22 protein-coding genes, 4 tRNA genes and 1 pseudogene are annotated in these 25,873 nt (G+C 59.2%); 20 read left to right on the plus strand and 7 right to left on the minus strand.

What is annotated here, in order from left to right; translation table 11 throughout:
• The first annotated feature begins 5 nt into the window (after positions 1-5).
• The 4 genes from ileS (at position 6) to ispH (ending at position 4,883) form a co-directional block, all read left to right on the plus strand.
• Positions 6-2,837 carry an isoleucine--tRNA ligase gene (gene ileS, locus BMY54_RS17120; protein ID WP_093434808.1) on the plus strand — a complete coding sequence of 944 codons (2,832 nt, stop codon included), beginning with the start codon at positions 6-8 and terminating at the stop codon, positions 2,835-2,837.
• A complete protein-coding gene (lspA, locus tag BMY54_RS17125) occupies positions 2,830-3,342 on the plus strand; it encodes a signal peptidase II (protein WP_007909836.1) in 513 nt (170 codons plus the stop codon). Before ileS ends, lspA begins: the two co-directional genes overlap by 8 nt.
• Before the next feature lie 7 nt (positions 3,343-3,349).
• Positions 3,350-3,787, plus strand: a complete 438-nt coding sequence (gene fkpB, locus BMY54_RS17130; protein ID WP_175559621.1) for an FKBP-type peptidyl-prolyl cis-trans isomerase — start codon at positions 3,350-3,352, stop codon at positions 3,785-3,787.
• Between the two features lie 151 nt (positions 3,788-3,938).
• Complete coding sequence (gene ispH / locus BMY54_RS17135; protein WP_093434814.1) at positions 3,939-4,883, plus strand: 4-hydroxy-3-methylbut-2-enyl diphosphate reductase; 945 nt, start codon at positions 3,939-3,941, stop codon at positions 4,881-4,883.
• Here ispH and BMY54_RS17140 read toward each other — a convergent pair.
• Positions 4,855-5,409, minus strand: coding sequence for a GspH/FimT family pseudopilin (locus BMY54_RS17140; protein WP_093434817.1), 555 nt, complete (start codon positions 5,407-5,409; stop codon positions 4,855-4,857). The genes ispH and BMY54_RS17140 overlap by 29 nt on opposite strands.
• Positions 5,410-5,539: 130 nt before the next feature.
• On the opposite strand from BMY54_RS17140, the gene BMY54_RS17145 reads away from it, so the two are divergent.
• Genes BMY54_RS17145 through thiO form a run of 7 tightly spaced genes read left to right on the plus strand, consistent with a single transcriptional unit; the run spans position 5,540 to position 12,310 of the window.
• Positions 5,540-6,013, plus strand: coding sequence for a GspH/FimT family pseudopilin (locus tag BMY54_RS17145; protein ID WP_093434819.1), 474 nt, complete (start codon positions 5,540-5,542; stop codon positions 6,011-6,013).
• Positions 6,010-6,459, plus strand: a complete 450-nt coding sequence (pilV, locus tag BMY54_RS17150; RefSeq protein WP_093434821.1) for a type IV pilus modification protein PilV — start codon at positions 6,010-6,012, stop codon at positions 6,457-6,459. The genes BMY54_RS17145 and pilV overlap by 4 nt, the downstream gene beginning before the upstream one ends.
• A complete protein-coding gene (locus tag BMY54_RS17155; RefSeq protein ID WP_093434824.1) occupies positions 6,456-7,169 on the plus strand; it encodes a PilW family protein in 714 nt (237 codons plus the stop codon). Before pilV ends, BMY54_RS17155 begins: the two co-directional genes overlap by 4 nt.
• A 10-nt stretch (positions 7,170-7,179) precedes the next feature.
• A complete protein-coding gene (locus BMY54_RS17160) occupies positions 7,180-7,659 on the plus strand; it encodes a pilus assembly PilX family protein (RefSeq protein WP_093434826.1) in 480 nt (159 codons plus the stop codon).
• Positions 7,646-10,735 carry a pilus assembly protein gene (locus tag BMY54_RS17165; protein WP_093434828.1) on the plus strand — a complete coding sequence of 1,030 codons (3,090 nt, stop codon included), beginning with the start codon at positions 7,646-7,648 and terminating at the stop codon, positions 10,733-10,735. The genes BMY54_RS17160 and BMY54_RS17165 overlap by 14 nt, the downstream gene beginning before the upstream one ends.
• A 15-nt stretch (positions 10,736-10,750) precedes the next feature.
• Positions 10,751-11,152 (plus strand): type IV pilin protein, encoded by a 402-nt coding sequence (locus BMY54_RS17170; RefSeq protein ID WP_093434831.1) that lies wholly within the window; start codon positions 10,751-10,753, stop codon positions 11,150-11,152.
• 57 nt (positions 11,153-11,209) lie between these two features.
• The gene (gene thiO / locus BMY54_RS17175) at positions 11,210-12,310 is read left to right on the plus strand and encodes a glycine oxidase ThiO (protein ID WP_093434834.1); all 1,101 of its coding nucleotides are present in this window, start codon (positions 11,210-11,212) and stop codon (positions 12,308-12,310) included.
• 115 nt (positions 12,311-12,425) lie between these two features.
• Here the strand turns inward: thiO and BMY54_RS17180 are convergent, their stop codons facing one another.
• The 4 genes from BMY54_RS17180 to BMY54_RS17195 form a co-directional block, all read right to left on the minus strand.
• Positions 12,426-13,772: a sigma-54-dependent transcriptional regulator gene (locus tag BMY54_RS17180; protein ID WP_093434837.1), complete on the minus strand. Its 1,347-nt coding sequence runs from the start codon at positions 13,770-13,772 to the stop codon at positions 12,426-12,428.
• Positions 13,769-15,358: a sensor histidine kinase gene (locus BMY54_RS17185; protein WP_093434840.1), complete on the minus strand. Its 1,590-nt coding sequence runs from the start codon at positions 15,356-15,358 to the stop codon at positions 13,769-13,771. Before BMY54_RS17185 ends, BMY54_RS17180 begins: the two co-directional genes overlap by 4 nt.
• A complete protein-coding gene (locus BMY54_RS17190; RefSeq protein WP_093434843.1) occupies positions 15,348-15,590 on the minus strand; it encodes a PP0621 family protein in 243 nt (80 codons plus the stop codon). The genes BMY54_RS17185 and BMY54_RS17190 overlap by 11 nt, the downstream gene beginning before the upstream one ends.
• A gap of 125 nt (positions 15,591-15,715) precedes the next feature.
• On the minus strand, positions 15,716-16,732 hold the full coding sequence (locus BMY54_RS17195; protein WP_093434846.1) for an outer membrane protein assembly factor BamD: 1,017 nt from the start codon (positions 16,730-16,732) through the stop codon (positions 15,716-15,718).
• A gap of 151 nt (positions 16,733-16,883) precedes the next feature.
• Between BMY54_RS17195 and rluD the strand changes: the two genes are divergently transcribed.
• From rluD to BMY54_RS31350, 9 genes and pseudogenes are all read left to right on the plus strand, one after another.
• The gene (gene rluD / locus BMY54_RS17200; RefSeq protein ID WP_093434849.1) at positions 16,884-17,846 is read left to right on the plus strand and encodes a 23S rRNA pseudouridine(1911/1915/1917) synthase RluD; all 963 of its coding nucleotides are present in this window, start codon (positions 16,884-16,886) and stop codon (positions 17,844-17,846) included.
• Positions 17,843-18,565 carry a peptidoglycan editing factor PgeF gene (gene pgeF, locus BMY54_RS17205; RefSeq protein WP_093434852.1) on the plus strand — a complete coding sequence of 241 codons (723 nt, stop codon included), beginning with the start codon at positions 17,843-17,845 and terminating at the stop codon, positions 18,563-18,565. The genes rluD and pgeF overlap by 4 nt, the downstream gene beginning before the upstream one ends.
• 130 nt (positions 18,566-18,695) lie before the next feature.
• On the plus strand, positions 18,696-21,260 hold the full coding sequence (gene clpB / locus BMY54_RS17210; RefSeq protein ID WP_093434855.1) for an ATP-dependent chaperone ClpB: 2,565 nt from the start codon (positions 18,696-18,698) through the stop codon (positions 21,258-21,260).
• A gap of 297 nt (positions 21,261-21,557) precedes the next feature.
• Positions 21,558-21,633, plus strand: a tRNA-Asn gene (locus tag BMY54_RS17215).
• A gap of 9 nt (positions 21,634-21,642) precedes the next feature.
• Positions 21,643-21,719: transfer RNA gene (locus BMY54_RS17220), tRNA-Pro, on the plus strand.
• 5 nt (positions 21,720-21,724) lie between these two features.
• Positions 21,725-21,800 (plus strand) — tRNA-Lys (locus BMY54_RS17225).
• A gap of 97 nt (positions 21,801-21,897) precedes the next feature.
• Positions 21,898-21,974 (plus strand) — tRNA-Pro (locus BMY54_RS17230).
• Between the two features lie 165 nt (positions 21,975-22,139).
• Positions 22,140-22,910: pseudogene (locus BMY54_RS31345) on the plus strand (MCP four helix bundle domain-containing protein); the annotation flags it as partial.
• Positions 22,902-23,765 (plus strand): methyl-accepting chemotaxis protein, encoded by an 864-nt coding sequence (locus BMY54_RS31350; protein ID WP_371914443.1) that lies wholly within the window; start codon positions 22,902-22,904, stop codon positions 23,763-23,765. The pseudogene BMY54_RS31345 and the gene BMY54_RS31350, both read left to right, overlap by 9 nt.
• Before the next feature lie 63 nt (positions 23,766-23,828).
• On the opposite strand, the gene BMY54_RS17240 is transcribed toward BMY54_RS31350, so the two are convergent.
• Together BMY54_RS17240 and BMY54_RS17245 are read right to left on the minus strand one after the other, a co-directional pair.
• Complete coding sequence (locus BMY54_RS17240; protein WP_016986236.1) at positions 23,829-24,236, minus strand: HvfA family oxazolone/thioamide-modified RiPP metallophore; 408 nt, start codon at positions 24,234-24,236, stop codon at positions 23,829-23,831.
• 287 nt (positions 24,237-24,523) lie between these two features.
• Positions 24,524-25,822: an NAD(P)/FAD-dependent oxidoreductase gene (locus BMY54_RS17245; protein WP_016986237.1), complete on the minus strand. Its 1,299-nt coding sequence runs from the start codon at positions 25,820-25,822 to the stop codon at positions 24,524-24,526.
• Positions 25,823-25,873: the final 51 nt, after the last annotated feature.

Below are 25,873 nucleotides of genomic sequence, written 5' to 3' on the forward strand. Positions count from 1 at the left end.
CTTAAATGACCGACTATAAAGCCACGCTTAACCTTCCGGACACCGCCTTCCCAATGAAGGCCGGCCTGCCACAGCGCGAACCGCAGATCCTGCAGCGCTGGGACAGTATTGGCCTGTACGGAAAGTTGCGCGAGATTGGCAAGGATCGTCCGAAGTTCGTTCTGCACGACGGTCCTCCGTATGCCAACGGCACGATCCACATCGGTCACGCACTGAACAAGATTCTCAAGGACATGATCATCCGCTCGAAGACCCTGTCGGGCTTCGACGCGCCGTACGTTCCGGGTTGGGACTGCCACGGCCTGCCGATCGAGCACAAGGTTGAAGTGACCCACGGCAAGAATCTGGGCGCGGACAAGACTCGCGAACTGTGCCGTGCCTACGCCACCGAGCAGATCGAAGGGCAGAAGTCCGAATTCATCCGTCTCGGCGTGCTGGGCGATTGGGCCAACCCGTACAAGACCATGGATTTCAAGAACGAGGCCGGTGAAATCCGCGCCCTCGCTGAAATCGTCAAGGGCGGTTTCGTGTTCAAGGGCCTCAAGCCTGTGAACTGGTGCTTCGACTGCGGTTCGGCCCTGGCTGAAGCGGAAGTCGAGTACGAGACCAAAAAGTCCTCGACCATCGACGTCGCCTTCCCGATCGCTGACGAAGCCCAACTGGCTGCCGCGTTCGGTTTGCCGTCGCTGGGCAAACCTGCCTCGATCGTGATCTGGACCACCACCCCGTGGACCATCCCGGCCAACCAGGCGCTCAACGTTCACCCGGAATTCAACTACGCGTTGGTCGACATCGGCGACAAGCTGCTGGTACTGGCTGAAGAGCTGGTCGAAGCCTGCCTGACGCGCTATGGCGTCGAAGGCTCGGTCATCGCCACCACCACCGGTAAACAGCTGGAACTGATCAACTTCCGTCATCCGTTCTATGACCGTCTGTCGCCGGTGTATCTGGCTGACTACGTCGAACTGGGCGCTGGTACCGGCGTGGTTCACTCCGCTCCGGCCTACGGCGTGGACGACTTCGTGACTTGCAAGAAATATGGCATGGTCAACGACGACATCCTCAACCCGGTGCAGAGCAACGGCGTGTACGTGCCGTCGCTGGAATTCTTCGGCGGCCAGTTCATCTGGAAGGCCAACCCGGCGATCGTCGACAAACTGACCGAAGTCGGTGCGCTGCTGCACACCACCGTCATCGAACACAGCTACATGCACTGCTGGCGCCACAAGACCCCGCTGATCTACCGCGCCACCGCGCAGTGGTTCATCGGCATGGACAAAGAGCCAACCAGCGGTGACACCCTGCGTGTGCGCTCGCTCAAAGCCATCGAAGACACCAAATTCGTTCCGGCCTGGGGCCAGGCGCGTCTGCACTCGATGATCGCCAACCGTCCGGACTGGTGCATCTCGCGTCAGCGCAACTGGGGCGTGCCGATCCCGTTCTTCCTCAACAAGGAAAGCGGCGAACTGCACCCACGCACCGTCGAGCTGATGGAAGAAGTGGCCAAACGCGTTGAAGTCGAAGGTATCGAAGCCTGGTTCAAGATGGACGCTGCCGAGTTGCTCGGCGACGAAGCGCCGCTGTACGACAAGATCAGCGACACCCTCGACGTCTGGTTCGATTCGGGCACCACGCACTGGCACGTCCTGCGCGGTTCGCACCCGATGGGTCACGAGAGCGGCCCGCGTGCCGACCTGTACCTGGAAGGTTCCGACCAACACCGTGGCTGGTTCCACTCGTCGCTGCTGACCGGTTGCGCCATCGACAACCACGCGCCGTACCGCGAACTGCTGACCCACGGTTTCACCGTCGACGAAGCCGGCCGCAAGATGTCCAAGTCGCTGGGTAACGTGATCGCGCCGCAGAAAGTCAACGACACTCTGGGCGCCGACATCATGCGTCTGTGGGTTGCTTCGACTGACTACTCCGGTGAAATGGCGGTTTCCGATCAGATCCTGCAACGCAGTGCGGACGCTTATCGTCGTATCCGAAACACCGCGCGCTTCCTGCTTTCGAACCTGAGCGGTTTCAACCCGGCTACCGACATCCTGCCGGCTGAAGAAATGCTCGCGCTGGATCGTTGGGCGGTCGACCGCACCTTGCTGCTGCAACGTGAGCTGCAAGAGCACTACGGCGAATACCGTTTCTGGAACGTTTACTCGAAGATCCACAACTTCTGCGTGCAGGAGCTGGGCGGTTTCTACCTCGACATCATCAAGGACCGTCAGTACACCACTGGCGCCAACAGCAAGGCCCGTCGCTCGGCGCAAACCGCGCTGTTCCACATCTCCGAAGCGCTGGTGCGCTGGATCGCGCCGATCCTCGCCTTCACCGCCGACGAACTGTGGGAATACCTGCCGGGCGAGCGTAACGAATCGGTCATGCTCAACACCTGGTACGAAGGTCTGACCGAACTGCCGGCCGACGTTGAACTGGGCCGCGACTACTGGGAACGCGTGATGGCGGTCAAAGTAGCGGTCAACAAAGAAATGGAAATCCAGCGCGCAGCGAAAGCTGTCGGTGGCAACCTGCAAGCCGAAGTGACGCTGTACGCCGAAGACGCCCTGAGCGCCGATCTGGCCAAGCTGAGCAACGAACTGCGCTTTGTATTGATCACTTCGACAGCCAGCGTTGCGCCGTTCGTACAGGCTCCGGCCGATGCAGTAGTGACTGAAGTCAGCGGCCTGAAGCTGAAGATCGTCAAATCGGCCTTCCCGAAATGCGCCCGTTGCTGGCACTGCCGTGAAGACGTCGGTGTGAACCCGGAGCATCCGGAAATCTGCGGTCGTTGCGTCGACAACATCAGCGGCGCTGGCGAGGTTCGTCACTATGCCTAATGCCGTTGGCCGTTTTGGACGGTTGAGCTGGCTGTGGTTGAGTTTGCTGGTTCTGGTCATCGACCAGGCCAGCAAGTTCTACTTCGAAGGCAAGCTCGAAATGTTCCAGCAGATCGTGATCATTCCTGATTACTTCAGCTGGACCCTGGCTTACAACACCGGCGCGGCGTTCAGCTTCCTGGCGGACAGCTCCGGCTGGCAGCGCTGGTTGTTCGCCCTGATCGCGATTGTGGTCAGTGCGGTGCTGGTGGTCTGGCTCAAGCGCCTGGGCCGCAACGAAACCTGGCTGGCCGTCGCTTTGGCGCTGGTGCTGGGTGGCGCGCTGGGCAATCTGTATGACCGCATTGCCTTGGGCCATGTGATCGATTTCATTCTGGTGCACTGGCAGAACCGCTGGTACTTCCCGGCGTTCAACTTCGCCGACAGCGCCATCACTGTTGGTGCGGTGATGCTGGCACTGGATATGTTCAAAAGTAAAAAGACCGGAGAAGCCGTTCATGACTGAACAGGTATTGGCTGAGCAACGCATCGGCCAGAACACGGAAGTCACCTTGCACTTTGCATTGCGCCTGGAGAACGGCGACACCGTCGACAGTACGTTCGACAAAGCCCCGGCGACCTTCAAGGTCGGCGACGGCAACCTGCTGCCGGGTTTCGAAGCGGCGCTGTTCGGCTTCAAGGCCGGCGACAAGCGCACGCTGACCGTCGAGCCGGAAAACGCCTTCGGTCAGCCGAACCCGCAGAACGTACAGATCATTCCGCGTTCGCAGTTCGTCGATATGGAGTTGTCACCGGGTTTGCTGGTGATCTTCAATGACGCGGCCAATACTGAGCTGCCGGGTGTGGTGAAAGAGTTCGACGACACGCAAGTGACCATCGACTTCAACCACCCGCTGTCGGGCAAGACGCTGACCTTTGACGTGGAAATCATCAACGTTAAAGCGCTGTAACTGACTGTATAAGGTCAAATGTGGGAGCGAGCTTGCTCGCGAAACCGGTGTGTCAGCTAACAGAGATGTTGAAGGTGACGCCCCCTTCGCGAGTAAGCTCGCTCCTACAGTGGTTTTTCATTGTTTTCGCGCGCAAGACACGAGGCACAGCATGCAAATCAAACTCGCCAACCCCCGTGGCTTCTGCGCTGGCGTGGACCGGGCGATCGAAATCGTCAACCGCGCCCTGGAAGTCTTCGGGCCGCCGATCTACGTGCGTCACGAAGTAGTGCACAACAAGTTCGTCGTGGAAGACCTGCGCAGCCGCGGGGCGATCTTCGTCGAAGAGCTGGATCAGGTGCCGGACGACGTTATCGTGATCTTCAGTGCTCACGGCGTATCCCAGGCCGTACGCACCGAAGCCGCCGGCCGTGGCCTGAAAGTGTTCGACGCCACCTGCCCTCTGGTGACCAAGGTGCACATCGAAGTGGCGAAATACAGCCGCGACGGTCGCGAGTGCATCCTGATCGGCCACGCCGGTCACCCGGAAGTCGAAGGCACCATGGGTCAGTACGACGGCAGCAATGGCGGCGCGATTTACCTCGTCGAAGACGAGAATGACGTCGCCGAGTTGCAGGTGCAGAACCCGGATAAACTGGCTTTCGTGACCCAGACCACGCTGTCGATGGACGACACCAGTCGCGTCATCGATGCATTGCGCACGCGCTTCCCGGCCATCGGCGGTCCGCGCAAGGACGACATCTGCTACGCCACGCAAAACCGTCAGGACGCGGTCAAGCAACTGGCCGACGAGTGCGACGTGGTGCTGGTAGTTGGCAGCCCGAACAGCTCCAACTCCAACCGTCTGCGTGAGCTTGCTGAGCGCATGGCCACACCGGCCTACCTGATTGACGGCGCGGAAGACCTGCAAAAGAGCTGGTTCGATGGCGTTGAGCGTATCGGCATCACCGCCGGTGCCTCCGCGCCGGAAGTACTGGTGCGTGGTGTGATTCAGCAACTGCAGGCTTGGGGTGCCACCGGTGCCGATGAGCTGGCCGGTCGCGAAGAGAACATCACGTTCTCGATGCCTAAAGAGCTGCGCGTGCGTTCGATCTGACACGCTGGTTTTTGTGGCACAGCGCCTGCTCAGTCTCTTGGCTGTTCAGGCGTACACGGCCGGTCGCCGCCAGTACTATCTGACGCTGGCTGACCGGCTCGCGAGCCGAGCAGACATGTAATGTCCCTGCCTGAAATGCCCGCCCGGGCATCAGCGGTTGCCCCAGACTGCTGAAACGTACGTAACGACTCACCGACCAATTGCCGACAATTGGCACCTGCGTGTCGCTCACACTTTCTTGTAGCAGTGGATTGTTGCTGTCTTTCTGCCCCTTGCCGCTGATATCCAGAATGATCCGCCAGCCCTGACTCCAGTCGCCGTTGATGCCATGAATCACCACGCCCTGATTGCGCGTGATGGCCAGTGTGCGGGCGTTGCGAAGGCCATCGAGCAGCGATTGCGCCGCTTGATCCCGATGGTTCGATTCTTTGAGCGCGGCAAACGCCGGACTGACCAGCAGCAGAACAATTGCGCCAATCGCCAGTCCCATAAGCAGTTCTATCAGGCTGAAACCCTGTTGCGGCATGAAAAATCCCTCCGTGGAGTGTGATGAACGGCGCGCTCCGTGCGCCGGGCATGGCAAATCAACCGACGCGGGCCGGTTGAATGTTCTAGCGTGTAGAAGCAGGTATAGCCGACGGCAACGGAGGGCATCGATGGATCTTCGTACAAAAGGTTTCACGCTGATCGAGTTGTTGGTTGCGATCGCGATCTTCGTGATTCTGATCACCCTGGCGGTGCCGGCATTCACCCGTTCGGTTCAGGGCAGCAAGGCCGACACCGAAATGGGCGACCTGCAGCGGGCGATCAATTTCGCCAGGCTCGAAGCCATCGACCGAGGCACTACCCTGCGTCTGCGCCCGACCGCCGGTGGCAGCGTCTGGACCAGTGAGTTGTCGGTTTACGACAGTACTGGCACTTCGGCCAATGTGTTGCGGGTTGTTCCCGCGATGAGCAGTGGCGCAACTCTGACGCTACCCTCAGGAGTGACCGCACTGGATTTCAATAACCTCGGTGGTCTGGCAGCGCCGTCGACGGCGGTGACCATCAGTTACACGTTGGGAACGCAAAGCAGGACGCTGAACGTGTGTTTGAACGGACGAATTCAATTGGGTGGAACTTGCGGATGAGGGTAGGGAGTCAACACGCACAGCAGGGCATGACGCTGATCGAGGTGCTGGTCGCGTTGCTGATACTGACGGTCGGGTTGCTGGGCGCGGCGGCCGTGCAACTGAATGCACTGAAGTACACCGACAGCTCACGGATGACCAGTCAGGCCAGTTTCATCGCCTACGACATGATGGACCGCATCCGCGCCAACTCCGGCGCTGACTACACTGTCACACCGCCGACCTCGGGCAATCTGAGCGTTGCCCGCGATCAAGACCTCTACGACTTCTCCACCAATATCAGCAATTTCGGCGGGCCGACGGCCACCGGTAGCATCAGCCTCAATCAGCGCGTTTACACCATCACCATCAACTGGAGCGATGCGCGAGCAGCCAACACCGCCAGCGCTCAACGCAGTTTTGTCCTGAGCAGTCGCGCCGCAGTCGATCCGGTGGCCACACCATGAGGCGCCATCAACGTGGTTTCGGCCTGATCGAATTGCTCATCGCCCTGGCACTGGGCCTCATCGTGGTGCTGGGTGTGGTGCAGATTTTCATTGCAGCAAAAAATACCTATGTCAGCCAGAACAGTGCCGCAGCGATGCAGGAAGACGCGCGTTTTGTGTTGAGCAAAATGATTCAGGAAATTCGTATGGTGGGGATGTTCGGTTGTCTCGGCACCATCACGGATTCCAGTTCGGCGGGGGATTTCAACGCCGCACAGGTCCTCCCGATCAGTTGGGATAATGCGAACCTTAAACTGACGCTGGTCACCGCCGATATCGGCAGCGGCGGGGGCACGCCAACCTGGACAGTGCTCTCCGACTGTCGCAATAGCGCAACGGCCTATACCGGCTTGCGGTCACCGGCGAGCGGGCAGATCGCGTTCCCGATCCGGCGTCTGATCTACAGCTTCAGCAACAATCAGATTCTCATGGGCACCGGCAGCGGAACGCCGACCCAGCAGGTGTTGGTGAACAATGTCAGTGCATTCAACGTCACCTTCGGTCTGGCCAGTTCCGCGACGGATGTGGCGGCCTCGACTTACAACGCCAACCCCAGCGACCCGGCGCGTATCCGCAGTGTGCGCCTGAGCCTGACCCTAACCGACCCGAACAACCGGGTGCGCAGTCAAACCTTCAACGTGGTTGCCGCTTTGCGCAACCGCTTGCAGTGAGGGCGCGCTGATGAGGATTTCTCTTCACACCCGTCAGACTCAGCACGGCATGGTGTTGCTGGTCAGTCTGGTATTCCTGCTGTTGTTGACCCTGATTGGTTTGTCGTCGATGCAAAGCGCCAACCTGCAGGAAAAAATGGCCGGCAGCGTGAGTCTGCGTAATCAGTCGTTTCAAACGGCCGAGGCGACTCTGCGTGTTGGGGAGAGCGCTGTGCAACTGGACAGTTATTCGCTCGCCGTGTGCAGCGGCACCACCCAATGCGCACCGCCGGCGGAGTCGTCGGTGGTCAGTGCGGCGGGGTTCAACTCGACCTCGGGTGTGACCTGGATTGCGACCGGTAATGGTTTCTATGGTGTGCAGAACATTGGCACCACACTGACCGCCGTCAACGTGCCGAGCAACACCTCGGCGACGTTGTATCGCGTCACTGCTGTCGGCATTGCCGGCAGCTCGCGCAGTGTGGTGGAGAGTGTCTATGCGAAGTATTGAACGCTGCACATCGCTGCTGCTCGGCCTGCTGCTGAGCTTGTATCTGGCGACGCCCGTCTATGCATTCACGCCCTCCGATTCGCCGCTGTTGAGTGCTGCAGCGGTGCCACCGAATGTGATGCTGCTGATCGATGATTCGGGGAGTATGAACAGCATCATTTACGCCGCCGGATTTGATCCGAACATCAACCGTGCACCCGCCCGGCAGTGCAATGCCTTCCTGGGATTGTGCTCTGCGCTCAATGCTCCGCAGATCACCGGCGACACGGTGTTTCTATCGAGCCTGCCGACCTCCGGGTGCTCGGGCGGCGCCTATGCGTTCTACAACAACAGCGTGGCGCCGTTATGCCTGAAGCTGCCCGACCCCGTAGGCAATGAGAACACCCGATATTCCGCCGATTACATTTCCTATATCGTCGGCCTGGCCACGAGCAACGGCACCCGTGACTTCACCACAGGGGCGATTCCCAACGATTATCGAATGAACGTTGCGCGAAGCGTTTCCACAGCACTGGTCAGCAGCAACCGCACCCTGCGTATGGGCCTATCGACCTTCAACCCGGCCACCAGTACCAACTCGGGCAATGGTGGTTTCATCGCCCGATCGATCACCGATTTGTCGCCGGTGTCCGGCAGCGTGACTCAAGCCCAGGCCGACACCAATTACAACGCACTGATCTCTTCCATAAACGGCTTGAGCGCCGTGGCCAACACGCCGTTGGCGGAAGCCTATTACGAAATCACCCGCTACATGCGCGGTATGGCGCCGTACTACAACAGCACGCCGACTACCTACACGAGCCCGATTCAGTATCGCTGCCAGAAAAACTACGGCGTCGTGATTACCGACGGTCTACCCACTTTCGACCGAACCTTCCCGACTAACGACCCATTGGGCGGCAGCCGTTTGCCGAACTGGGACGGCGTCAACAATGACGGCAACAATCTCAATGGTGACAACGAAGGGGACACGCTGTATCTGGATGACATCGCCAAGTTCGCCTTCGATATCGACATGCGCTCGACCGGTACCGACGCGGCGGGCAAGAGTTGGAACGCGGTGGATTTTCCCAAGCAGAACATGAATACCTACACCGTGGGCTTCACCGCCGATAACGACATGCTGTCGGACGCGGCCAGTTACGGACAGGGCAGGTATTACCAGGCGACTGACAGCACCGGCCTCAACGCCGCGTTGTCGTCGGCCCTGAGTGATATCACCTCCAAGGCCGGTTCCGGCGGCGCAGCTGTTGCCAGCGTCGGCACGCTCACCAGTGGCAGCAGTTTTTACCAAACCACTTATGATCCCAAGGATTGGCGAGGCACCATCAAGTCTTTCGGTTTTACGTCGGCCGGGGTTGTGAATACTTCGACCGCACTCTGGACGACTGACACAACCATCGTGCCGGGGGCGACGGCGCCGACGTATCAATCATGGAACACCACGAGCAGCGCCGCCGTGACGCTGGCTTACGGCAACTTTTCCCCTGCGCAGCAGGCGACGCTCAGCCAGAGTCTGCCCACGGGTATTACCGGCAATGACCTGGTGGAGTGGAGCAAAGGCACCAACAAAACCGGGCTAAAGGTTCGCAGTGTGTTGCTCGGTGACATCATCAACTCGCCGTTGGTGCTGGCGGCCCCCACGGACAAGACCGCAGCTGACTTGTCCGGCGACACCACTTACACCTCATACCTGACCACCAAAGCTGCCAACATGAACTCCAGCCTGGTGGTGAATGCCAACGACGGTTTCGTCAACGTCATCAACTCGGCCAACGGCACCCGACGCTATGCCTACATGCCATCCAGTGTGTTGCCATCGCTACGGCTGATTGCTGATCCGACCTATATCAACGGTGTCAGCCACAAGTTTCTCGTCGACGGTCAGGTCGGGGTGTTCGACGCGCAGTCTGGCACGGCCTGGAAAACCCTGGCCATTGGTGGCGTCGGTGCCGGGGGTAAAACGTTCTACGGGCTGCAGCTGTTTGATGCTTCTGCGGGCAATGTGATCAAGGCGTTGTGGGAGGTCAGCGCGCCGACCACGGCCAACACCGCCAATGTATTTAATGATCTGGGTTACGCTTATGCCCGCCCGGAAGTGGCACGCTTGGCCGATGGTCGTTGGGCGGCGTTCATCTCGAATGGTTACGGCAGCAACTCCGGTGTGGCCGCGATGTATGTGCTGGATGTGCGCGATGGTTCGCTGATCAAGAAAATCGTCATCGACAGCACGGAAACCACTAACGGATTGTCCTCGGTAAAACTCAAGGTCAACTCTTCAAATGTCGTCCAGGCCGCTTATGGCGGTGATTTGAAAGGGCGCCTGTGGAAGTTTGATCTGAGCGCGACATCGACGGACAGCTGGGGCGTGGCGTTTTCCGGTAAACCACTGTTCACCACGGCGGGCGGGGCGACACAGCCGATTACCGCGCAGCCGCTGCTGGCGGATAACGCATTGGGCGGCAAACAGATCTTTGTCGGCACTGGCAAATTCAATGAAACGGCCGACAAGACCAACAAGGATTTGCAGGCGTTCTATTCGGTATGGGATGCCGATGGCGGCTCCGGAAACATCACTGTCAGCAGTTTGCAGGCACAGGCGATTACCGGATCATTTACTGGCAGCTCCGGGCAGTTTCTGACCACGACGCAAAATGACACGACATATCCGGGGGAGAAGGGCTGGTTCCTGCCATTGGTGTACAACAACGTGTTGACCGGCGAACGGGTGATCAATCAAGCGAATATCGTGCTTGGCCGTATCGTCTTCACCACGGCCATTGTCGATACCACCGATCCTTGTGCGAGTTTTGGTACGGGCAAGTTGGTCGAACTCGAGGCGTTCAGCGGTAAGATGCTCAACTATGCGGTGATTGATACTGGTGGCGATAGTTTGGTCGACAACAATGACTCAATCTCCAGCGGCGTGAGTTTCGCTGACGGCATTCCCAACGTGGCGTTTATAAACCCGAACGCTACGAAAAAGGGAGTGAATGACACCAGTGGAAAGCTCACGATAATCAATGAAAAGGGCGGCGGTGGCAGCCGTCGTATCATGTGGCGACAAATACAGTAAGTGAGAGTTTGAGGCATGCGCAGATTCAACCGAGGCTTCACCCTGATCGAAATCATGATCGTGATTGCGATCATCGGTATCGTCATCACCATCGCCGCACCGAGCTATACCGAGTACCTGAAAAAAGGCCGTCGCGCCGAAGTGGTGTCACTGCTCTCGGAGCAGGCGCAAACCCTCGAGCGTTTCTACACCAAGAACAATGTCTATACCGGCATCACTGGTCTGAGCACGGGCAATGATTTCTACACCATCACCCCGACCATCGCTGACCAGACCTTCCTGCTGACCGCTACCCGCAAAACGGGTACGTCCATGGCCACCGACAAGTGCGGGGATTTCACCCTGACCAACACCGGCGTCAGAAGCATGAACAACGCGACTACCGGGCTGACCACCAAGGATTGCTGGGGCCGCTGAGGCGCTTTCTTTCGGGTGCCTTTTGCGCCCACTGTCTTTTTTACGGTTGGATCAAACATGACCAGGCAACAGCAAGTGGTGATTGTCGGTGGCGGGGTGATTGGCCTGCTGACCGCCTACAATCTCGCCTCCGAAGTGCGCAGCGTGGTGCTGCTCGATCGCTCGAACCTCGGCCAGGAATCGTCCTGGGCGGGCGGCGGTATCGTTTCGCCGTTGTATCCGTGGCGCTATAGCCCGGCGGTTACCGCACTGGCGCACTGGTCGCAGGACTTTTATCCACAGCTCGGCGAGCGTTTGTTTGCCGACACTGGCGTTGATCCTGAAGTGCACACCACGGGCCTGTACTGGCTGGATCTGGACGACGAAGCCGAAGCGCTGGCCTGGGCCGAGCGGGAAAACCGCCCGTTGCGGGCTGTGGATATCTCGGCGGCGCATGATGCGGTGCCGGTCCTCGGTGGCGGGTTCGCGCGGGCGATCTACATGGCCGATGTCGCCAACGTGCGCAATCCGCGTCTGGTGAAGTCGTTGAAGTCGGCCCTACAGGCACTGCCGAACGTGACGATTCACGAACAGTGCGAGGTCAGCGGGTTCGTCCGTGAGGGCGCGCAGGTCGTCGGCGTCGAAACCTCCAACGGCGTGATCAAAGGTGATCAGATCGTGTTGACGGCCGGTGCGTGGAGCGGTGATTTGCTCAAGACGCTGGACCTGACGCTGCCGGTCGAACCGGTCAAAGGGCAGATGATTCTCTACAAGTGCGCGGCGGATTTTCTGCCGAGCATGGTCTTGGCCAAGGGCCGTTATGCGATCCCGCGTCGCGACGGCCACATTCTGATTGGCAGCACGCTGGAGCACGAAGGCTACGACAAGACGCCGACCGATGTGGCGCTGGAAAGTCTCAAGGCTTCGGCAGTGGAGTTATTGCCAGCGTTGGCCGATGCCGAAGTGATCGGGCACTGGGCAGGGCTGCGTCCGGGCTCGCCGGAGGGCATTCCTTACATTGGTCGGGTGCCGGGGTTTGACGGGTTGTGGTTGAACTGCGGGCATTACCGCAATGGACTGGTGCTGGCGCCGGCGTCGTGTCAGTTGTTTGCCGATGTGATGCTGGGAAGGGCGCCGATTATTGATCCGGCGCCGTATGCGCCCGAGGGCCGGATCTAGTCAGATATATCTGTTGAGCCTGGCAGATCGCTTTCGCGAGCAGGCTCGCTCCCACACTGGATTTTGTGACCGACAAAGATCAACTGTGGGAGCGAGCCTGCTCGCGAAGGGGCCCTCAATCCAGGCCCAGTTTCTTCAGCCGATAGCGCATCGAACGAAACGAAAGACTCAACCGCTGCGCCGCCGCCGTGCGATTCCAGCGTGTTTCTTCCAGCGCCTGCAAGATCAGCTTCCTCTCGACGTTCTCCAGATAATCTTCCAGATTGTCGATCTGCGTCAGATCGGCAATCCCGCCGTCCGCCGCGCAGTTGCCTTCGCTCAGACGTAAATCTTCAGCCTCGATCGTGCGGTTTTCACACAAGGTGTGTGCCCGCTCAAGCACGTTTTCCAACTCCCGCACATTCCCCGGAAACCGGTAATTCTTCAGCGCTGCCAACGCCTGTGGATGCAAGCGTGCTGCCGGCTGGCCGGTGTCCTTGGCCAAACGCTTGAGCATACTGGCCGCCAGCACTTCAATATCATCACGTCTTTCGCGCAGGGACGGCACGCGCAGTTCGATCACGTTCAAGCGGTAATAAAGGTCCTGACGAAAGCGTTCGGCCGCGACCTCTGCATCGAGATCCTTGTGCGTGGCGCAGAGAATCCGCACATCGACCACGCTTTCCTGCTGGCCGCCGACACTGCGCACGGCTTTTTCCTGGATCGCCCGCAGCAGTTTTACCTGCATCGACAGCGGCAAGTCCGCCACCTCATCAAGAAACAACGTGCCGCCATGGGCGGCTTGAAACAGTCCGGGTTTGTCCTCGACGGCGCCGGTAAAACTGCCTTTGCGATGGCCAAAAAACTCGCTTTCCATCAGCTCTGACGGAATCGCCCCGCAGTTCACCGGCACGAACGGCTGGCCGGCGCGCGGCCCTTGTTCATGGATCAGCCGCGCAACCAGTTCCTTGCCACTGCCCGATTCGCCACTGATGTACACCGGCGCCTGACTGCGAGCGAGTTTGTCGATTTGCTTGCGCAGAATGCGCATCGGTGGCGAATCGCCGAGCAAGCGCCGATCGATGGAGGTAAAGCTGCCTCCCGCCGCCGGCATGCGCAGGGCTGTACCGACCAGTTCGCGCAAGCGAGTGAGGTCCACCGGTTTGGTGAGGAAGTCGAAAGCACCTGCTTTCAAAGCGTTGATGGCCGTTTCCAGGCTGCCATAGGCGGTGATCATTGCCACCGGCAGTTGTGAATAGCGTTGCTGGATGTGCTGCACCAACTCTAGCCCGGTACCATCGGGCAGGCGCATGTCTGTCAGGCACAGATCGAATTTCTCGCGGTCCAGCAGCGCTTGGGCTTCAACCAGATTACGCGCGCTGTAGGTGTCGAGTTTCATCCGTCCCAAGGTGATTTCCAGGAGTTCGCGGATATCCGGTTCATCGTCGACGATGAGGATTTTTTGCCGTGGGCTCGTGTTCAACTTTGTTTCCGTCCGTGAGCAAAGGTGATGCGAAAGCAACCGCCGCCTTGGCGTGACTGAAAGTCTAGGCGCGCTTGGTTGCTTTCGCACAGCTCACGGGACAGATAAAGCCCAAGGCCGGTGCCCTGGCTGCTGGTGGTGAAGAACGGTTCGAACAGATGCGTCTGTTGATCGAGCGGGACGCCGGGGCCGTTGTCCTGCACTTCGAGGACCGCCAACTGGCTGTCGGGATCACTGAACAACGACAGCCAGACTTCGGCCTGATCATGCAGTAGGGCGCTGTGGCGCCAGCCGTTGCGTAACAGATTGTCGAGAATTTGCGTGAGCTGGTTCGGGTCCATCAGCGTGGTGAAGTCTCCCGAATTGATCCGCAGGTGAATCTGCTGGCGTTCGCTGGCCTGTTCACGACTCTCGACAACGAAGTTTTCCAGCCATGGCTTGAGATCCAGGCGTTGCGGCGCGCTTTGCTGGCGGCGGGACAGTTGCAGGACGTTTTCGATGACTCGGTTCATGCGCTGGGAGTGGTCTTGAATGATCTGCGTCAGACGCCGATCCGCGCTATCGAGTTCCTCGGACTCAGCCAATAGCTGCGCGGCGTGACTGATGGCGCCCAACGGATTGCGGATCTCGTGGGCGATGCCGGCGGTCAAGCGCCCGAGTGCGGCGAGCTTAAGTTGCTGGGCTTGCTGGGCGATTTGCGCGAGGTCTTCGAGAAATACCAGGGTTTGTTGGTGGGGGCTTTGTTCGAGGGCAATGAAGCTCGGTTGCAGTTCCAGGCCGTTGCCGGGGATTTTCAGGCTCTGCGGGCGCAAGGTCGGGTTGTTCAGCCACAGTTGCAGGCGATCGACCAGCGCCGTGGAATAGTCATCGATCAAATGCCCCTGGAGGTGCGACTGCGCAAGCAGGGTTTTCGCGCTGTGATTGGCCAGTTGCACTCGCCGCGCCTCGTCGAGCACCAGAATGCCGGTGCGCATGCGTTGCAGGATCAGCGCGTTGAGGGCTTCGAGGCTGACCACTTCACTGGCACGTTGCTCGGCAAGGGTTTCGCTGACTTCGAGGCGGCGGATCAGTCCCTGCACCAGCAACGACGCGGCAAAGCACAGCGCACCAAGGGTGCCGGCCTGCAAGTATTCATTGGCGCTAAGGGCATGGTTGAAGCCGAGCAGGAAGCTCGAGCCGACGATGCCCAGCGCACCGATGGCGGCGATCAATAGCCCGATGCGCCGCCGTAGCAGGGTGTTGCTGATCGCCACAGAGACAATCAGCAAATTGCCCAGCGCACTGCCGACGCCGCCCGCAGCAAAGAACAAACCGCATAAAAGCAGGACATCGACGAGGGCCAGACTGAACAGCTGCGCTGGCCGTCGGGTGTTCTCAAGGAACACTACCAACAGAATGTTGAGGATCAGATACAGCCAACTGCCACCGCGCAGCAATTCGTCGTTGGCCGACGTCAGCAGGCGGTTGTCCATGTTGCTGGAGATCAGCAGCACCAGCGTGATGCCGATACTCAAGCGGTAGAGATGATAAAGGCGCAGCAGGCGCTGCGCCTGTTTGCTGTCGGCGTGGGTGGCCTCAGCGATCACGGGTACCCGGGCCTTGCTCAAGGTGAGCCTGGCTGCAATACCACTGTTGTTGCACGCTCAGCGCGCGGTCGCGCGGCAGATGCACGCCGCAATGGGCGCAACGCACCATTGGTGGGGCGTCCTGTTCGCGAGGGGCACGGTTGGATTGATTGGACGCGGCAGGCGCCTTGAATTTACGCCACAACCATATCGCGGCAAAAATCACGACGATCCAGAACAATAAACGAAGCATGATGAGCGGCTTTCCGACTGATGATCCGGCAGTTTAGCCAAGCTCCCGACAAGCGCACAGCGGATTAAAGCGCAGAAATGAAAAAGGGAGATCCGCAGATCTCCCTTTTTGTACATCCGGTGTGATCAGTCGAACACGCCGAAAGTCATGTAGCTGAACCACGAGCGGTCGGTGTTGCTCGACTCAGGCTCTGGCTCTTCGATCACGTCGCCGTTTTCGTCTTTAGGCTTGAGCTCGTTCGGAATTGCGTCTTTCGCGTCCTGGAACTGCTTCTGCACGTCCTGGTTGGCACGGGTTTCTCCCGGCGGCAGCGGTGGACGCGACTCGATCAGACCCAAAGTCGCCTTGCTCAGGAACGAACGGTTGTCGGCTTCGGCAACCCGTGGCACGAACTGGCCGTCTTGCAGGCTCGGGTGGTTCGGGTAGTTGAGCTTCAGGGTTTCCAGACTGGTGGCTGCCAGGTCGTCCAGGTGCAGACGCTGGTAGGCTTCAGTCATCACCGCCAGGCCGTCGCCGACCGATGGGGTTTCCTGGAAGTTTTCCACGACATAGCGACCACGGTTGGCAGCGGCTACGTAAGCCTGACGGGTCAGGTAGTAGTCGGCCACGTGGATTTCGTAGGCGGCCAGCAGGTTGCGCAGATAAATCATGCGCTGCTTGGCGTCCGGCGCGTAGCGGCTGTTCGGGTAGCGGCTGGTCAGCTGGGCGAACTCGTTGTACGAGTCGCGCGCGGCGCCCGGGTCACGCTTGGTCATGTCCAGCGGCAGGAAGCGCGCCAGCAGGCCGACGTCCTGGTCGAACGAGGTCAGACCTTTCAAGTAGTACGCGTAATCCACGTTCGGATGCTGCGGGTGCAAACGAATGAAACGCTCGGCGGCAGACTTTGCAGCTTCCGGCTCGGCGTTTTTATAGTTGGCGTAGATCAGCTCCAGCTGTGCCTGATCGGCGTAGCGACCGAACGGATAACGCGACTCCAGAGCCTTCAGCTTGGCTGTGGCGCTGGTGTAGCTGTTGTTGTCCAGGTCAGTCTGAGCCTGCTGATACAGCTCGGCTTCGCTGAGGTTTTCGTCTACGACTTCCTTCGATGAGCAAGCAGCGGTCAATGCGAGGATGGCGATCAGCAGCAGGTGTTTCACTTGCATGGCGGCTTGCGTCCCTATGACGGCCGCTGTCTTGGGCGGGGCCGTCCTGTTATGATGAGCGCCCCGTTGAAAAGCCTCGGGGCAAAAGACGCCGTATTTAACCACAAGCGCGCAGCCGAAACCAAAAGCTGTGCCGACGCACAGTCAGAGCATGTCCGATAAAATTGAACTTCGCGCAGAGGTGCCGTCCGAATTGGGCGGCCAACGCCTCGATCAAGTCGCTGCCCAACTCTTCGCTGAGCACTCTCGCTCGCGCCTTTCCGCCTGGATCAAAGAAGGTCGCCTGACTGTGGACGGGGCGATCATCCGCCCTCGCGACATCGTGCACGGCGGTGCCATCCTTGAGCTGACTGCCGAGCAGGAAGCCCAGGGCGAATGGATCGCCCAGGACATCGAACTCGACATCGTCTATGAAGACGACGACATTCTGGTGATCAACAAGCCTGCGGGCCTGGTGGTGCACCCGGCTGCCGGTCACGCCGATGGCACCTTGCTCAACGCCTTGCTGCACCACGTGCCGGACATCATCAATGTCCCGCGCGCCGGTATCGTGCATCGTCTGGACAAGGACACCACCGGTCTGATGGTGGTGGCCAAGACCATTCAGGCGCAGACCAAGCTGGTGACGCAACTGCAGAGTCGCAGCGTCAGCCGCATCTACGAGTGCATCGTGATCGGTGTGGTCACTGCCGGGGGCAAGATCAACGCCCCGATCGGTCGCCATGGCCAGCAGCGCCAGCGCATGGCGGTGATGGAAGGCGGCAAGCCTGCTGTCAGCCACTACCGCGTGCTGGAGCGTTTCCGTTCGCACACCCACGTACGGGTGAAGCTGGAAACCGGTCGTACCCACCAGATCCGCGTACACATGTCGCACATCAACTTCCCGTTGGTCGGCGATCCTGCGTATGGCGGCCGTTTCCGCATTCCGCCAGCCGCGAACCCGACGATGGTTGAATCCCTCAAGCATTTCCCGCGTCAGGCCCTGCACGCGCGCTTCCTTGAGCTGGATCATCCGACGACCGGTGAGCGCATGAGCTGGGAGTCACCGCTGCCGGAAGATTTCGTCTGGCTGCTGACCTTGCTCAAGCAGGATCGCGAGGCCTTCATCGGATGAACTGGCTGACGCCGGACTGGCCTGCGCCGGCCAGCGTCAAAGCCTGCGTCACCACCCGCGAGGGTGGTGTCAGTGAGGCGCCGTTCGACAGCCTCAATCTGGGCGATCATGTTGATGATCGTCCTGAGGCCGTTGCCGAGAACCGTCGACGCCTGACCGATCACTTCTCTATAAAGCCTGCCTGGTTGCAGCAAGTGCACGGAATTGCCGTGGCGCATGCGGATCCGGGCATTGTTGCGACCGCAGACGCCAGTTGGACAGCAACGCCGGGTATCGCCTGCGCGGCGATGACGGCGGACTGCTTGCCGGCATTGTTCTGCGATCGCGCCGGCACCCGTGTCGCGGCGGCTCATGCTGGTTGGCGGGGGCTGGCGGCGGGTGTGCTGGAAGCTACCCTCGACAGTCTCGATGTTCCGGCCGCAGAAGTACTGGTCTGGCTCGGCCCTGCCATCGGCCCGCAAGCCTTTGAGGTCGGCCCGGAGGTTCGGGAAGTCTTCGTCAAGCAATTGCCGGAAGCGGCATCAGCCTTCGTGCCAAGCCACAATGCTGGCAAGTTCATGGCTGACATCTATTTGCTGGCGCGCCTGCGTCTGGCTGAACGTGGTGTCACCGCTGTTTATGGTGGCGGTTTCTGCACCGTGACTGATCCGCGCTTCTTCTCTTATCGCCGCGCCTCGCGCACCGGTCGATTTGCCTCCCTCGTTTGGCTCACCCGCTAGACTTGCCTGACCTGAATCAACGCTCTGACGCTTGAATCTTGCAGAATCGACCGCATCTACAGTGGTATCTGGCAGGTTTCTTTATTCAGGATGGTTTTTAGGTCCGGCCTGCTCAAAAGGAAGGTGACTTATGCGAATAGACCGTTTAACCAGCAAATTACAGTTGGCCTTGTCCGACGCCCAGTCGTTGGCTGTCGGCCACGATCATCCGGCGATTGAGCCGGCGCACTTGATGCAAGCCATGCTTGAACAGCAGGGTGGTTCGATCAAACCTCTGCTGATGCAGGTGGGCTTCGACGTCAACAGCTTGCGCAAAGAGCTGACCAAAGAGCTCGACCAATTACCGAAAATCCAGAACCCGACCGGCGACGTCAACATGTCGCAGGATCTGGCGCGCCTGCTCAATCAGGCTGACCGTCTGGCCCAGCAGAAGGGCGACCAGTTCATTTCCAGCGAACTGGTGCTGCTCGCCGCAATGGACGAGAACAGTAAGCTCGGCAAATTGCTGCTCGGCCAAGGCGTGAGCAAGAAGGCCCTGGAAAACGCGATCAACAACCTGCGTGGCGGCGAAGCGGTAAACGACGCCAACCACGAAGAGTCGCGGCAGGCGCTGGATAAATACACCGTCGACCTGACCAAGCGCGCCGAAGATGGCAAGCTCGATCCGGTGATCGGTCGTGACGACGAAATTCGCCGCACCATTCAGGTTCTGCAACGCCGCACCAAGAACAACCCGGTGTTGATCGGTGAGCCAGGCGTGGGCAAAACCGCGATTGCCGAAGGTCTGGCCCAGCGCATCATCAACGGCGAAGTCCCGGACGGTCTTAAAGGCAAGCGTCTGCTCTCGCTGGACATGGGCGCGCTGATTGCCGGTGCCAAGTATCGCGGTGAGTTCGAGGAGCGCCTGAAATCGTTGCTCAACGAACTGTCGAAGCAGGAAGGGCAGATCATTCTGTTTATCGACGAACTGCATACCATGGTCGGCGCCGGTAAAGGCGAAGGCTCGATGGATGCCGGCAACATGCTCAAGCCTGCGCTGGCTCGCGGTGAGTTGCACTGCGTTGGCGCGACCACGCTCAACGAGTACCGCCAATATATAGAGAAGGATGCGGCGCTTGAGCGACGCTTCCAGAAAGTTCTGGTGGATGAGCCGAGCGAAGAAGACACCATTGCCATCCTGCGTGGCCTTAAAGAGCGTTACGAGGTTCACCACAAGGTGGCAATCACCGACGGCGCGATCATCGCCGCGGCCAAGCTCAGCCATCGCTACATCACTGACCGGCAGTTGCCGGACAAGGCCATCGATCTGATCGACGAGGCCGCTAGCCGCATCCGCATGGAAATCGACTCCAAACCGGAAGTGCTCGATCGTCTGGAACGTCGCCTGATTCAGTTGAAGGTGGAATCCCAGGCGCTGAAGAAAGAAAGCGACGAAGCGGCGATGAAACGTCTGGAGAAACTCCAGGAAGAAATCGTCCGCCTCGAACGCGAGTATTCCGATCTGGAAGAAATCTGGAACTCGGAAAAAGCCGAGGTGCAGGGTTCTGCGCAGATTCAGCAGAAGATCGAGCAGTCGCGGCAGGAACTGGAAGCCGCGCGCCGTAAAGGTGACCTCAACCGTATGGCTGAATTGCAGTACGGGGTGATCCCGGACCTGGAACGCAGCCTGCAAATGGTCGATCAGCACGGCAAGAGCGAGAACCAGTTGCTGCGCAGCAAGGTGACTGAAGAAGAAATCGCTGAAGTTGTGTCGAAGTGGACCGGCATTCCGGTGTCGAAAATGCTCGAAGGCGAGCGCGACAAGCTGATGAAGATGGAAAGCCTGTTGCACAAACGGGTGATCGGTCAGGAAGAGGCCGTGGTCGCCGTCGCCAACGCGGTACGCCGTTCGCGCGCCGGGTTGTCCGACCCGAATCGTCCGAGCGGCTCGTTCATGTTCCTCGGCCCCACCGGTGTCGGTAAAACCGAGCTGTGCAAGGCGCTGGCCGAATTCCTCTTTGATACGGAAGAGGCGATGGTGCGGATCGACATGTCCGAGTTCATGGAGAAACATTCTGTGGCTCGCCTGATCGGTGCACCACCGGGATACGTCGGCTACGAAGAGGGTGGTTACCTGACTGAGGCGGTGCGTCGCAAGCCTTATTCGGTGATCCTGCTGGACGAAGTCGAGAAGGCGCACCCGGATGTGTTCAACATCTTGCTGCAAGTGCTCGAGGATGGGCGCCTGACCGACAGCCATGGCCGTACGGTGGATTTCCGCAACACCGTGATCGTCATGACTTCGAACCTGGGGTCGGTACAGATCCAGGAACTGGTCGGTGATCGTGAGGCTCAACGTGCTGCAGTCATGGATGCGCTGACGTCGCACTTCCGTCCGGAGTTCATCAACCGGGTCGACGAAGTGGTGATCTTCGAGCCTTTGGCGCGGGATCAGATCGCGGGCATTACCGAGATCCAGTTGGGCCGTCTGCGTAGCCGTCTGGCCGAGCGCGAGCTGAAGCTGGAACTCAGCCCGGAGGCGATGGACAAGTTGATCGCCGTTGGTTACGACCCGGTGTATGGCGCACGTCCTTTGAAACGGGCAATTCAGCGCTGGATCGAAAACCCGCTGGCGCAGTTGATCCTCTCGGGTCACTTCATGCCGGGCGACACGGCAACCGGCACTGTCGAGAACGACGAAATCGTTTTCAACTAAGCCTGAGCGCCAATGAAAAAAGGAGGGCCCCACATTGTGGGGCCTTTTTTTTCGTTAGGCTGTTGAACTCAAAGGAAAAGGCTTGTAAAGTGCGCCCCGCAGTCAGTCGCCAAGACGGTCTCAGCTCACTGAGTTGAAATCTGAAATAAGTTGCAAATCATTAACTTGAAAGCAATTTAGGGGGTTGACAGAGGTGTTCTAGGTTGTAGAATAGCGCGCCTCAGACACACGAACGCAGCGATGCGAACGAGTGGCTAGATGCAGTAAGTTTCACCGTTGTAAATTGAAATATGTAGTTCCGTGATAGCTCAGTCGGTAGAGCAAATGACTGTTAATCATTGGGTCCCAGGTTCGAGTCCTGGTCACGGAGCCAATTTCAAACCGGGGTATAGCGCAGTCCGGTAGCGCGCCTGCTTTGGGAGCAGGATGTCAGGAGTTCGAATCCCCTTACCCCGACCATTTTTGGGTCGTTAGCTCAGTTGGTAGAGCAGTTGGCTTTTAACCAATTGGTCGTAGGTTCGAATCCCACACGACCCACCATTTTTGAAACCAGTTTGCGCTGGGATCGAATCTTAAGATCAGAGGCCAAAAGCGCTGATCGAAGAAGGCGATCTTTGAAAGGTCGCCTTTTTTTTACCGGGGTATAGCGCAGTCCGGTAGCGCGCCTGCTTTGGGAGCAGGATGTCAGGAGTTCGAATCCCCTTACCCCGACCATATTAAAAATCCTCGTATCGAAAGATACGGGGATTTTTTTTGTCCGACAAAAACTCATTTCCCCTTCAAGTCATCATACAACCTGCCGATAGCCCGCTAACACGAGGGGACTGCCATGGCTTTCGCCCCTTGAATCTGGCCAATACAAGAATAAGGGCGTTCGTCATGTTGCTTCGTCAGTTGAATATTGCTCCCCGGGCAGCCCTGGGGTTCGCCCTGATCGCGGTGTTGGTAGCCTTGCTCGGCGTGTTTGCGCTGGGGCAGATGTCGAGCATTCGCGATAGTGAAGTCGCAGTAGAAAACCAGTGGCTGCCGAGCATTCGTGGCGGCGACGAGATCCGCGAGATCATGCTGCGCATCCGCACCATCTCGTTGCGTATGGCGCTGGATCAGGACGCGAACAATATCGCCACCTACCGCAGCCAGATGGACACCCGCGACAAAGAGCTGAGCGAGAAAATCGCCGCCTACGACAAACTGGTCGACACCCCGGAGGGCCAGCAGCTATACGACCAATTCAAAAAGACCTTCGCCGCGTACCGCAACGGTATCGCTCAATCCTTCGCCCTCGCCGAGCAAGGCAAGCGTGATGAGTTGACCAGGTTGTTGCTGGTCGACATGAAAACCGTTGTCGATGGCTCCGGCAAACAACTCAACGACCTGGCGGATCTGTTCGCCAAACAGGTCGCCGCCGAAAGCCAGAAGTCCGCTGCGCACTATGAAAACTCGCGCACAATTGTCAGTTTGTTTATTGCGTTGGCCGCGCTGGCCACGGTGGCACTGGCGATGATGCTCACCCGCAGTATCGTTCGTCCGCTCAGCAGCGCCGTGAGCGCAGCAGAAAGTGTCGCGCAGGGGGATCTGACCCGGCCGATCGAAACCCATGGCAACGATGAAGTCAGTCGCTTGCTCAAAGCGTTGGCGACCATGCAGCAGAACCTGCGCGATACGCTGCAAGGCATCAGCGGTTCGGCCACGCAACTGGCGACCGCTGCCGATGAACTCAATGCGGTGACGCTCGACAGCACCCAGGGACTGCAACAGCAGAACAACGAAATCGAACAAGCCGCGACGGCCGTCAACCAGATGACGGCAGCAGTGGAAGAGGTCGCACGCAATGCGGTGTCGACGTCTGACGCGACCCGTCAATCCAGCGAGTCGGCGCATCTGGGTCAGGTGCGGGTCAGTGAGACCGCCACGGCCATCAATGCACTGGCCAGCGATGTGCAACAGACCGGTGAGTTGGTGCAATCACTGGCCAATCAATCGCAGGACATCGGCAAAGTGCTCGACGTGATTCGGGCGATTGCCGAGCAGACCAATTTGCTGGCGCTCAACGCGGCGATTGAAGCGGCGCGGGCCGGTGAGAGCGGGCGAGGCTTTGCCGTAGTCGCCGATGAAGTACGCGCGCTGGCCTATCGCACGCAGCAATCGACGCAGGAGATCGAGCAGATGGTCCAGGGCATGCGCAGCGGTTCGAGCCTGGCGCTGGATTCGATGCAGGCCAGTACCGCGCGGGCGACGACCACACTGGCCTTGGCTGAGCGTGCCGGTGAGGCGCTGCAAACCATTACCGCGTCGGTGCATGAGATCCATGAGCGCAATCTGGTGATCGCCAGCGCAGCTGAAGAACAAGCGCAAGTAGCCCGGGAAGTGGATCGCAACCTGGTGAATATTCGTGATTTATCGTTACGTTCTGCCGCAGGCGCTGACCAGACCAGCGCGTCCAGCCATGAGTTGTCGCAACTGGCCAATGCCTTGCAGGGCATGGTACGGCGCTTCCAGTTGTAAACGGGCAGGCGTGAAAAAGCCGCGTTTCTCTCAGGAGAAGCGCGGCTTGTTTTTTACTGTCGATCAAGCGCCGTCTTGATCTTTCAGGTGCTCGAACAAGCCTTTTGGCATCTTCTTGCCGTTGGCTTCAAAGTTGGCCTTCACGTTGTTGTAGGCCTCTTGTTCGTCGATGAAACCGTCATGGTTGGTGTCGATCTTGTCGAAATCGGACTTCGGCGCGACTTTCAGAAATTCGGCGCGCGAGACCTTGCCGTCACCGTCGCTGTCCGTCTTGGCCATCGAAGCATCGCCACATTTGCCTTCACCGCATTTGCCTTCCGGCGCTTTCACCGAGGTTTCCGCCGACGCAACCATGTAGCCCTGCGCCAGTGGTTGAGCGGCAAACACCGAACCAGACAACATCAGGCCGCCCGCCAGCGCGGCGCCGATCAGGCCAATGGATTTTTTACCGAGGGTCGAAGTACGGGACATTTACATTCTCCTGGGCTGCACTGCGCAACCACACGTTAAGGACGATTGCCTGAGCAGGTGTTGCTCGGGTGTGGCCATTAAGCGGTGGCGGTGTATCGCGTCTGTGTCGCGGAGCGGGGGAGTTTGTAAGCGAAGGAGGGAAAAGCGGGGCGGGGATACAGTAAGAAACAGATCTTTCGATCAACACAAAACATTGTGGGAGCGAGCCTGCTCGCGAAAGCGTCGGGTCAGTCGCATTAACATTGACTGACAGAACGCATTCGCGAGCAAGCTCGCTCCCACAGGTTTTAGTGCAGTTTCAGGCGTGGCTCGGTGCCACGGCCAATCTTGCTGCCCAGCATCAACATCGCCGTGCGGAACGGCCCGTACAGCGCCATCTGGTGCATGCGATACAGCGACACGTAAAACATCCGCGCCAGCCAGCCTTCGAGCATCACGCTGCCGGTCAGATTGCCCATCAAGTTACCCACCGCCGAAAAGCGCGACAACGAGATCAGCGAGCCGTAGTCGGTGTACTTGTACTCCGGCAAGGTCTTGCCTTCGATGCGCAGTTTCAGCGATTTAGCCAGCAGCGACGCCTGTTGGTGTGCGGCTTGGGCACGCGGCGGCACATTGCGATCGGTACCCGGTTGCGGGCACGCGGCGCAGTCACCGAAAGCAAAGATGTTCTCGTCGCGGGTGGTTTGCAGCGTCGGCAGCACTTGCAGTTGATTGATGCGGTTGGTTTCCAGGCCGTCGATGTCCTTGAGGAAACCTGGCGCGCGAATGCCCGCTGCCCAGACTTTCAGGCTGGCCTTGATCTCGTTGCCATCGGCGGTGATCAGGCTGTCGGCGGTCACTTCGCTGACCGAAGCGTTGGTCATCACGTTGACCCCGAGTTTTTCCAGGGTCTTGTGCACCGGCCCGCTGATGCGCTCCGGCAGGGCGGGCAACACCCGTGGACCGGCTTCGATCAGGGTGATGTGCATGTTTTCCGGTTTGATCCGGTCCAGGCCATAAGCCGCCAGTTCGTGCGCGGCGTTGTGCAGTTCGGCCGCCAGCTCGACGCCAGTGGCGCCAGCGCCGACGATCGCAACGCTGATTTGCTCGACCACATCGGTTTGCCCGGCGTGTGCACGCAGATAGTGATTAAGCAGTTGCTGATGGAAGCGCTCGGCTTGCTTGCGGGTGTCGAGGAACAGGCAGTGCTGCGCCGCGCCCTGAGTGCCGAAATCGTTGGTAGTGCTGCCGACGCTGATCACCAGCGAGTCGTATTGCACTTCACGCGCCGGCACCAGTTCTACGCCGTTTTCGTCGTAGGTGGCGGCCAGCTGGATTTTCTTCTGTGCGCGATCGAGCCCGCTCATGCGCCCTAGCTGGAACTCGAAGTGGTTCCATTTTGCCTGGGCAACATAGTTGAGTTCGTCTTCGGAGGAGTTCAGCGATCCGGCGGCCACTTCGTGCAACAGCGGTTTCCAGATGTGCGTCAGGTTGGCGTCGACCAGCATCACACTGGCCGTGCCGCGCTTGCCCAGAGTCTTACCCAGACGGGTAGCCAACTCCAGACCGCCGGCGCCGCCGCCGACAATAACAATACGATGGGACATGGGGATAACTCGCAAGGTTTTTAAAGGAAATCGGTGCGGTTACCCAAGCGA

This window comes from Pseudomonas sp. ok266, from assembly GCF_900110195.1.
GTDB classification, from domain to species: domain Bacteria; phylum Pseudomonadota; class Gammaproteobacteria; order Pseudomonadales; family Pseudomonadaceae; genus Aquipseudomonas; species Aquipseudomonas neuropathica.